At 31.7% G+C, this 9,698-nt stretch carries 7 protein-coding genes and 1 rRNA gene; all 8 read left to right on the forward strand.

From position 1 onward, the window contains the following. Positions 1 to 314, forward strand: a 314-nt coding sequence (locus tag CLCHR_RS22910) for an iron-sulfur cluster-binding protein (protein WP_479723265.1), incomplete at its 5' end; no start/stop codon positions are given. Continuing rightward, positions 314 to 1,705, forward strand: coding sequence for an NADPH-dependent glutamate synthase (gene gltA / locus CLCHR_RS22915; RefSeq protein WP_079442220.1), 1,392 nt, complete (start codon positions 314 to 316; stop codon positions 1,703 to 1,705). The genes CLCHR_RS22910 and gltA, both read left to right, overlap by 1 nt. A gap of 431 nt (positions 1,706 to 2,136) precedes the next feature. Continuing rightward, the gene (locus CLCHR_RS22920; RefSeq protein ID WP_242966185.1) at positions 2,137 to 2,337 is read left to right on the forward strand and encodes a hypothetical protein; all 201 of its coding nucleotides are present in this window, start codon (positions 2,137 to 2,139) and stop codon (positions 2,335 to 2,337) included. Positions 2,338 to 2,681: 344 nt separating this feature from the next. Continuing rightward, positions 2,682 to 3,983 carry an FAD-binding oxidoreductase gene (locus CLCHR_RS22925; protein WP_242966186.1) on the forward strand — a complete coding sequence of 434 codons (1,302 nt, stop codon included), beginning with the start codon at positions 2,682 to 2,684 and terminating at the stop codon, positions 3,981 to 3,983. Between the two features lie 378 nt (positions 3,984 to 4,361). After that, a complete protein-coding gene (locus CLCHR_RS22930) occupies positions 4,362 to 8,228 on the forward strand; it encodes an acyl-CoA dehydratase activase (protein WP_079442222.1) in 3,867 nt (1,288 codons plus the stop codon). Positions 8,229 to 8,385: 157 nt separating this feature from the next. Next, the gene (locus tag CLCHR_RS22935; protein WP_079442223.1) at positions 8,386 to 8,724 is read left to right on the forward strand and encodes a cupin domain-containing protein; all 339 of its coding nucleotides are present in this window, start codon (positions 8,386 to 8,388) and stop codon (positions 8,722 to 8,724) included. A 4-nt stretch (positions 8,725 to 8,728) separates the two neighbouring features. Next, positions 8,729 to 9,064, forward strand: coding sequence for a cyclic nucleotide-binding domain-containing protein (locus tag CLCHR_RS22940; protein WP_079442224.1), 336 nt, complete (start codon positions 8,729 to 8,731; stop codon positions 9,062 to 9,064). Positions 9,065 to 9,569: 505 nt separating this feature from the next. After that, positions 9,570 to 9,698: ribosomal RNA gene (locus CLCHR_RS22945) — 16S ribosomal RNA — on the forward strand; the annotation flags it as partial.

The following is a 9,698-nucleotide window of genomic DNA, read 5'->3' on the forward strand; positions in this document are numbered from 1 at the left end:
TTATCATTGGACCAATGATAATGATGAAATTTACTTCTATGTTAACTAAGGAATTAAATATTCCAACAACAGTAAGCTTAAATCCAATAATGGTTGATGGTACAGGCATGTGTGGCGCATGTAGAGTGACAGTTGGAGGCGAAGTTAAGTTTGCTTGTGTTGATGGACCAGAATTTGATGGACATTTAGTAAATTATGATGAGTCAATGAGAAGACAAACTATGTATAAGACTGAAGAAGGAAAAGCACAATTAAAAGTTGAAGAAGGTAATACGCACAATCATGGTGGCTGCGGTTGCGGAGGTGATAAGTAATGGATATGAAAGAAAGAATGGTTAGAATACCTGTAAGAGAACAAGACCCTAAGGTTAGAGCAACAAACTTCGAAGAAGTTTGTCTTGGATATAATGAAGAAGAAGCAACAAAAGAAGCTTCAAGATGCTTAAATTGTAAAAATCCAAGATGTGTAGAAGGCTGTCCAGTTTCAATCAATATTCCAGGATTTATCGGATATGTTAAAGAAGGAAAATTTGAAGAGGCAGCAAAAGAAATTTCTAAATATAGTTCACTTCCAGCAGTATGTGGAAGAGTTTGTCCACAAGAAAAACAATGTGAGGGAAGATGTGTTGTAGGAATAAAAGGTGATTCTGTTTCGATTGGTAAGCTTGAAAGATTTACAGCAGATTGGGCAGCATCACATAATGTTGATTTAAGTGCAACAGAACCTAAAAATGGTATTAAAGTTGCAGTTATAGGAAGTGGACCAGCAGGGTTAACTTGTGCTGGAGATTTAGCTAAAAAGGGATATGACGTAACTATATTTGAAGCACTTCATAAAGCAGGAGGAGTATTAGAATATGGTATTCCTGAATTCAGACTTCCAAAAGAAAAAGTAGTTAAAAATGAAGTTGAAAATATTAAAAAGCTTGGTGTTAAAATTGAAACTAACGTTATAATTGGTAGAACTATAACAATAGATGAATTATTTGAAGAAGAAGGCTTTAAAGCTGTATTTATTGGTTCAGGAGCAGGTCTTCCTAAGTTCATGGGAATATCAGGAGAAAATGCTAATGGAGTATGCTCTGCTAATGAATTTTTAACAAGAGTAAACTTAATGAAAGCTGCTGTAGAAGGATATGATACACCAGTAAGAGCCGGAAAGAAAGTTGCAGTAGTTGGTGGAGGAAATGTTGCTATGGATGCAGCAAGAACTGCCTTAAGACTTGGCGCAGAAAGCCATATTGTATATAGAAGAGGAGAATCTGAACTTCCAGCAAGAGTAGAAGAAGTACATCATGCTAAGGAAGAAGGAGTAATCTTCGATGTATTAACTAATCCAACAGAAATTCTAGTTGATGAAAATGGATGGGTTAAAGGCATGAAATGCGTTAAAATGGAACTTGGAGAGCCAGATGCATCTGGTAGAAGAAGTCCAGTTGAAGTTCCTGGATCAGAATTTGTTATGGATGTAGATACTGTAATAATGTCTCTTGGAACATCGCCAAATCCATTAATTTCATCAACAACTGCAGGTTTAGAAATTAATAAGAGAAGATGTATAGTAGCTCAAGAAGAAACAGGTCTTACTACTAAAGAAGCTGTTTATGCTGGCGGAGATGCAGTTACAGGGGCCGCAACAGTAATACTTGCTATGGGTGCTGGTAAAAAAGCGGCAAAAGCTATTGATGAATATTTGTTAAAATAGCACTGTCTTTTACAATATATGACTTAGTATAATAATTCGCAATTACTGTGTGTTAATACATAAAACTACTATGAACGAAACTTTTATATTTAAACAAGGAATATATGATTAATTCTGGAGTTAATGAAATTGCAGGCTATGTAGAAGCTATAAGTATCCTTTTAGGTACTATTGTATGAATATTATCTTAATATATTAAAAAGCATAAAAAACTCATGAAATCTAAATTTAAGATTTTGTGAGTTTTTTTGTTCGTTGAGTATCATTTAAATCATGCAAAGTAGATTTTTTATGTAAAGTTAACAAATTTTACTGATAACAATATAATAGCATATATATATTAATTATAATCATTTTCGATTAATCTGGTGTTATAATTCCAAATTAAAATTTAATATAGTAAGAGCAACATAAAAATTAGGAGGGCGATTATGAAACTAAAGGGAATAACTACGATTATTCTTGCTTGTACTTTATTAATAACAGGATGTTCAACAGGAGAAGCGGAACAAAATAAAGATAAATCTAATGTGGAGCAAAGTGCGACCGTAACTTATCCACTTACTATTAAACATACTTATGGTGAAACAGTAATTGATAAACAGCCAGAAAAGGTTGTAACAATTTCCTAGGTATATGTGTAATAATATCATTTGTTGAATTACATATTAATGAAAACTGTATACTCTTTTTTGTGAAAAAGTACGAGGGAAAATATGAGCGGACTTGCCTTTTGGATTCACAGTCTCTAAGCAAAAACTCGTATTATTTTTATAGTGTTATGTTAGATTCCAAGTCAAAAGATGGTACTAATTCTATAAAAGTTCATATTATAAAATATAACAAGCTTTGTGTAAAAAATCACATTGTTTTTATATAAAGATAATTTACAAAAGAGGGTGACTATATGAAATGTAAAACAAAATTAACCGGAAAGGTAATTCGCCCAAATGATCCTGAATACAGGGAAGCTCGCATGAACTGGAATCCGTTCACCAACGCGTTTCCTAGTGTATTTGTTTTTGCAAAGAATAAGGAAGATGTGGAAAATGCAGTCAAGTGGGCTCGTGAGAATGATGTACCAATTAGGATGCGAAGCGGCAGACATGCTCTAGCAAAAGATTTTTCACAAACAAATGGTGGAATTGTTATAGATACTGGTCTAATGAAAAGAGTAAAGGTGGATAAAGCCAATTTAATTGCCACCGTTGAGGCAGGAATACGAGTTGGCTCTCTTGTGAGGATGCTAGCAAAGGAAGGTTTCCTTGCTCCTTTTGGAGATAGTTCCACTGTTGGTATAGGCGGAATAAGTACTGGTGGAGGAATTACAGCTATACAACGAACAGCAGGAGTAATTTCAGACAATATTCTAGCTGCCACTATAGTTAATGCAAATGGTGAGGTTATGCACGTTAGTGAAAACGAGAATCCAGACTTGCTATGGGCTATTCGTGGAGGTGGAGGAGGTAACTTCGGTATTATAACCTCATACACATTTAGAATACGTCGCGCTCCTGCTGAAGTTGGGATATTTCAAATAATTTGGCCATGGGAGCAATTAGATGAAGTTATTGATGCATGGCAAAGATGGTCTCCATTTGTAGATGTAAGGCTCGGTACAATATTGGAGATATATTCAAAAACAAATGGACTTCTCCGCTCGCAGGGATTATTCCTTGGTACTAAAGCAGAACTTAAGAGATTGATAAGACCTTTGATAGAGGTAGGATGTCCTTTAAAGGTAATTATTGACGGGGTCACACTAAGTGAGGCAATAGATTTCTGGGCTCCAAATGAACCTTTCTTCGATGAACAGAAGAGTACATGGTCATCTGCATGGGTTGAGCAAACTCTGCCTGAAGAAGGAATTAAAGCGATAAGAAGCTTCTTAGAAGAGGCAAAAGGAAGCGAATCTAATTTCTTTTTCCTTAACTCTGGAGGCGCTATGAATAGTGTAAATCCAAAGGATACAGCCTTTTTCTGGAGAAATACGAAATATTATTTGGAATGGGATGCCTCATGGATTGAAAAAGGTGAAGCACGAGAGAATATTATGCTTGTTGAGAAGACACGTGCAAGGTTGCAGCCGTATATAACTGGATCATATGTAAATGTACCAGATTTATGTATAAAAGATTACGGCCATGAATATTATGGCGATAATTTTGCTAGGCTTAGGAGAATTAAAGCTAAATATGATCCGGAAAATATTTTTAACTTCATACAGAGTATTCCTCCAGCTCGTAATTGCGATTGTGATTATAGAAATGGAAGGTAGGCATAATCCATTATTGCAGTTGATTATTGATTAATTAGTATAGTTTCTTTTTAGTCTTAACTAAAAATATGATATATAAAATCGCACATTCCTATAATCTTTATTAAAATGATGAAAAGATTGAGCAATACTTCAGATTGAAAGATATAGTGCAAATTTTGTTTTTAATAAAGGATGGATCATAAGATAATGAGATTGTATCCTATAGAATAGACGATAAAAAAGTCAACTCTATAGGGTATTTTAGGCTATATAACTCTAACATCAGACTCCCCATAAATTTCTTCTTAAGCGTATCATATGATACGGAGTCTATAATAAAAATGTAATATAATATTTATAAGAAGCAAATGAGAATAAATTTCAAAGGAGGGTGTTATGAATAAGTTAGGAATAGATATCGGTTATTCAACGCTTAAGTATGTTTACTTAGATAGTAACGATAATTTAATTGAAAGTAATTATATTTTCCATAAAGGAAATATAATTAAACATTATGGAGAGTTGATCGAAAAAGTTAAAATAATTAATAAAGAATCAAATATAATTATTGGAATAACAGGAAGCCTATCATCGAGAATTAATTTAGATAAAAAATATCAGATTAATAATAGTATTTCTCTTATTGAAGGAACTTTATTTGAGAATAAAAGTGCTAAATCTATTATTGAACTAGGTGCGCAAGAAACAAAATATATTACAGATATAGAAAATAGAAGTGTGAAATTTTTCATGAATACAAGCTGTGCAGCTGGTACTGGTTCTTTTTTAGAAGAGCAAGCTTCAAGATTGTCTATAGATATTAAAGATATATCAAATTACACAGAAAAGGCTACAGAAATCCCAAGAATAGCTGGAAGATGCAGCGTTTTTTCAAAGACTGATATGATACATCATATGCAGGATGGGGTGAAAGTAGAAAATATATTACAAGGATTGTGCCATGCGCTTGTTAGAAATTATAAAGCAAATGTTCTTCAGAAAAATAAGCTTAATAAACCAGTTATGCTTTCTGGAGGGGTAATACATAACAAAGGAGTAGTTAAGGCTCTAAAAGATGTATTAAAGCTAGAAGAAGAGGATATTATAATTGAAGAAAATTTTGAGTTACTCACATGTTTTGGTGCCTGTAAAGTAGCTGAAGAAAAAGGACTAACTATAGACATTAATCAACTTAATGCTACTGAAAAATCAATTGTAGAAAAGTCTAAAAATAGTTTATTTGAAAAGTTAGATAAATTTGGAGTAAATGATAGCTTAAATAAGCATACTTGTATAAATAATAATTTAAAAGAAGGTTACTTGGGCGTTGATATTGGATCAACAAGTATAAACTTTGTTGTTATTGATGAAGATAATAAGGTTATTGACTATATTTATACAAAAACTAATGGAAAACCAAAAGAAGTTGTAACAGAATATTTTTATAAGTTAAAGAAAAGATTAGGACAAGACTTTAAATTCAAAGGAATAGGTACAACTGGTTCTGGTAGAGAGTATATTGGAAAATTAATTAATGCAGATTTAATTGTTAATGAAATTACAGCTCAAGCGGAAGGAGCTATAAATGTATGTAGTGATGTTGATACTATATTTGAAATTGGTGGTCAGGACTCAAAATACATATGTATAGAAAATAAATTAGTAAAAGACTTTGAAATGAATAAAATATGCGCAGCAGGAACAGGAGCATTTATAGAAGAGCAGATTAAGAAGCTTGGAATAAGTATTTATGAATTTGGAAATGTGGCTTTAAAAGGGGATAGTCCTTGCAATTTAGGCGATAGATGTACTGTTTTTATTGAAGGTAATATAGGCAAAGCAATAGGAGAAGGCGAAAGTATTGAAAATATTTCAGCTGGTCTAGCTTATTCTATAGTAAAAAATTATTTAAACAGAGTTGTCGGAAATAGACCTATTGGAAATAAAATATTCCTTCAAGGCGGGATTGCTCATAATCAAGCAGTTGTAAATGCTTTTAGATCTTTACTTAAAAAAGAAATTATTATTCCAGAATTCTTTAGCGTTACAGGTGCTTTAGGAACAGCGGTTTTAACAAAGGAAAACATTAAGAATAACGAGAAAGATGAAAAACAAAATAGCAGTATAGATTATTCAAAAATGAGTGAAAAATTCTTCTTAGATGGATATATAACTGATAAAGATGCTGATAAAAAAACAATAGGAATACCAAGAGTACTATTTCTCAATAAAATGTTCCCGATGTTTAATGAGATATTTAAAAGGTTAGGATATAATGTTTTGCTTTCAGATGCAACTAATGAAGAGATAATTGGACTTAGCCAGGAATACTCTTTTGAAGAAACATGTTTCCCTGTTAAATTGATAAATGGACATGTAGCATGGCTTTTAGAGAAAAAGGTTGATTATATATTTCTTCCTCATTTGTATACTATGAAGCATTCTGGTTCAGGCGTAAGAGAAGATTATGCATGTGTATATATGCAGACTTCACCAAAGATAATTGAAAGCGTATTTAATTTAGAAGAAAAAAACATTAAATTAATATCACCAGTATTATCTTTTAATTTTGGAAAACAATATATGATTAAAACCTTATTAAGCTTAGGAAAAGAACTTGGGAAAAATAAAATAGAAACAGCTGCTGCAGTAATGTCCGGTATGAAAAAGTTTATGGATTATGAAAGGAATCTTGAAGCTTTAGGAACTGAAGTATTAAAAAATATAGGCAAAGATGAAAAAGTATTTGTAATGATAAGCAGAGTGTATAACATTATTGATCCTGCATTAAACCTGGGGATAGAAAATGAACTAAAAAAGCGTGGATATAAAGTGCTTCATTTAACTCATCTTGAAGCCTCGGAAATGGACTTGGGAGAAGAATATTCAAATATGTATTGGCCTTTTGGACAACATATAATAACAGGCGCAAAAATTATAAGAAAGCATAAAAATTTATATCCAATATATATTACTAATCATGGATGCGGACCAGATACAATACTTACTCATTATTTCAAGAAGGAAATGGGAAGCAAGCCTTATCTGCATATAGAAGTAGATGAACATTCTTCAAAAGTTGGAGTAATTACAAGAGTAGAAGCATTTATAAATTCCATTAAAAATTGTGAAAGCAATAAGTCATTAGAAAAAGGAAGCAAAGATGTTGATGTATCTAAAAAACTTGAAAACTTTAAAGATGAAACAGAAGATGAAGTGATAATTCCATATATGTATCCATATAGCAATATACTAAAAGCTTTTCTGGAAAGAAAAAATATAAAAGTTATAATTTTAGAACCTGTAAATGGAAGTACAATTGAAATTGGAAAACAATTCTCAAAAGGAAAAGAATATTTCTCATTAACTGGTTTAATATCTGAAGTCATAAATAAAATTAAAAATGAAGATAAGGAATATACATTATATCTTCCAACAGATGAAGGAAGTGAAACCTTTGGTCAGTATGGGAAGCTTATACAATGTAAAGCCTTAGAATATGGCAGAAAATTAAATCTCCACGCTCCATTTATGGAAGATTATTTAGGGGATAAAGATTTTGGTCTTGAATTCTTTAAAGCATTGGTAATAGGAGATTTAATTAATAGATTACATGAAAATAAAAAAGAATCATCTCTAGATGATTTAATCAAAGTAATAAAAAATAATAATATGACAGACTCATATTTTGATGAGAAATTAGGAAATCTAAATGATGAGATACTAGAAGAAAATAAAAAGAAACTACTTATAGTGGGAGAAGCTTTAGTAGTGCATAAAGATTATTTAAATAATAATCTTATAAAAAGACTAATAAATAATTATGACGTTGTAAAGCAGCCATTAGCAGAAGAATTATATATGTTATATAAAGATTTTAGCAATAAGAGAAATAAAACTAATAAACAATATTTAAAATTAGTAGATGAAGCTAGGAAAATTATTAATAAAGTTAATCTAGTTTTAGGAGAAAAATCGCCATTTAATAAAGATATCGACAGTCTTAATGAAATACTAAAAGATAAGCTTCCAAATTATTCAGGAGGAAGTGGAAGATATAGGTTTGCTAAATTGCTTACAGCAGAAAATGTTGATGGGATTATTGTAGTAAGTTCAATGTATGAGAATACAGCCACTATACTAAAAATATTAAGAGAAAAATATAAAGAGGAAATAACTATTCCTATATTGGATTTATATTTTGATAGTAATATAAACAAAAATAATGAAGAGTTAATAGAAACTTTTACAGCTTATCTATAAAGTGAAACTTTTCAGGTGGAGTTTTAACGCCAGCTGAATTTAGTTGAACTTATACTATCAGAGGACAGAATATCAAGAAGCGAGCCGTTATCTCTATTTGAAGAAGAGAAAGTGTTACGGATGCTAGCTATCGTATAAATGTAAAGGAGAATGTAATATGCAAGAATTAATTAAAAACATTGAAAAATCAAAGGCAATAGATTTTGACAGCTTAGTGAGCTGCAAAGAAGGTCAAATCGAAACTGTTACGATGGCCCAAAAAAAAGGTGTAGGCCTTACTGCATTAGCATTTGGAAAAGGTGAAGGCGTAGGGCCTCATGCAGCCAAAGGTGATGCTATGATTGTTATTCATGAAGGAGTGGCTACCGTAAAAATAGGTGATGAAGTAATGGAAGCTCACAAAGGGCAAGTGGTAGTTATGCCAGCAAATATTCAGCATCAAGTAACAGCTAAAGAAGACATGAAAATGTTATTAATAGTAGTAAAAGAGGATTAAAAGTATGAAGTATTTAAGAAATATCAAGCCATTCGAACCAATAAAGATGAAAGATATGATAAGTCATTCGGGAAATACTATAGCAAGTAAGGCTTTAGTAGATAATGAAAAGCATGAAGTAAGATTCTTTTCATATGCAAAAGGCGAAAGTATTGATAAGGAATATTATCAAATGGAATCTTTTTTTATTGTAATAGAGGGAGAAGCTAAAGTTGTTTACAATGAAAATGATGAATCAGTAATAAGAGAAGGTGATATTTTTGCATTAGAGGCTGATATCCAGTATGGAATAGAAGCATTAACTGATGTGAAATTATTAAACATATTAATAAAAGACTGATTTACATGAATAGAGGATAAAAACTACAGTTTAATTTTAACCACTACATTTTTGTAGTGGTTAAAATCAATATACAAAAGGAAGAGGGGGATTTGTATGATATTAAAATAAATAACGTGGATATTCTCATACAGGGGATGAGGCTAATTAGTAATTTTAGAAGATCAGATATAATAATTCTAGATTGGAGTATCACTACATTCAATATGTAGAATTCAAAAGTTTAAAAAAAGGATTGTTGACAAGATACTGAGGCAGTGATATACTGAGTAAGCTATCAGAAACGATAGAAACTTGTAAAGCCTTGTAATAAAAAAGGCTTAAGAAAAAAATTGCTCTTTGAAAATTGAACAGAATAACATAAATACATTTAAGTAAACCAGCAATTCTTTATTTGAGTAAGCTAAGATTAAACTTTTTCCAATATGGACATTGTGCCCCTTGAGGGTATAAGTTCGACTAACATTTAGCTGAAGGTAAACTTCATCTAAATTAAGTTTCACTTTATATTGAGAGTTTGATCCTGGCTCAGGACGAACGCTGGCGGCGTGCTTAACACATGCAAGTCGAGCGATGAAGTCTCTTCGGGGACGGATTAGCGGCGGACGGGTGAGTAACACGTGGGTAACCTGCC

This window comes from Clostridium chromiireducens, assembly GCF_002029255.1.
GTDB lineage: Bacteria > Bacillota > Clostridia > Clostridiales > Clostridiaceae > Clostridium > Clostridium chromiireducens.

Coding starts and splice junctions, on each gene's coding strand:
- gltA (WP_079442220.1), top strand. CDS start 314: ATGGATATGAAAGAAAGAATGGTTAGAATACCTGTAAGAGAACAAGAC.
- CLCHR_RS22920 (WP_242966185.1), top strand. CDS start 2,137: ATGAAACTAAAGGGAATAACTACGATTATTCTTGCTTGTACTTTATTA.
- CLCHR_RS22925 (WP_242966186.1), top strand. CDS start 2,682: ATGAACTGGAATCCGTTCACCAACGCGTTTCCTAGTGTATTTGTTTTT.
- CLCHR_RS22930 (WP_079442222.1), top strand. CDS start 4,362: ATGAATAAGTTAGGAATAGATATCGGTTATTCAACGCTTAAGTATGTT.
- CLCHR_RS22935 (WP_079442223.1), top strand. CDS start 8,386: ATGCAAGAATTAATTAAAAACATTGAAAAATCAAAGGCAATAGATTTT.
- CLCHR_RS22940 (WP_079442224.1), top strand. CDS start 8,729: ATGAAGTATTTAAGAAATATCAAGCCATTCGAACCAATAAAGATGAAA.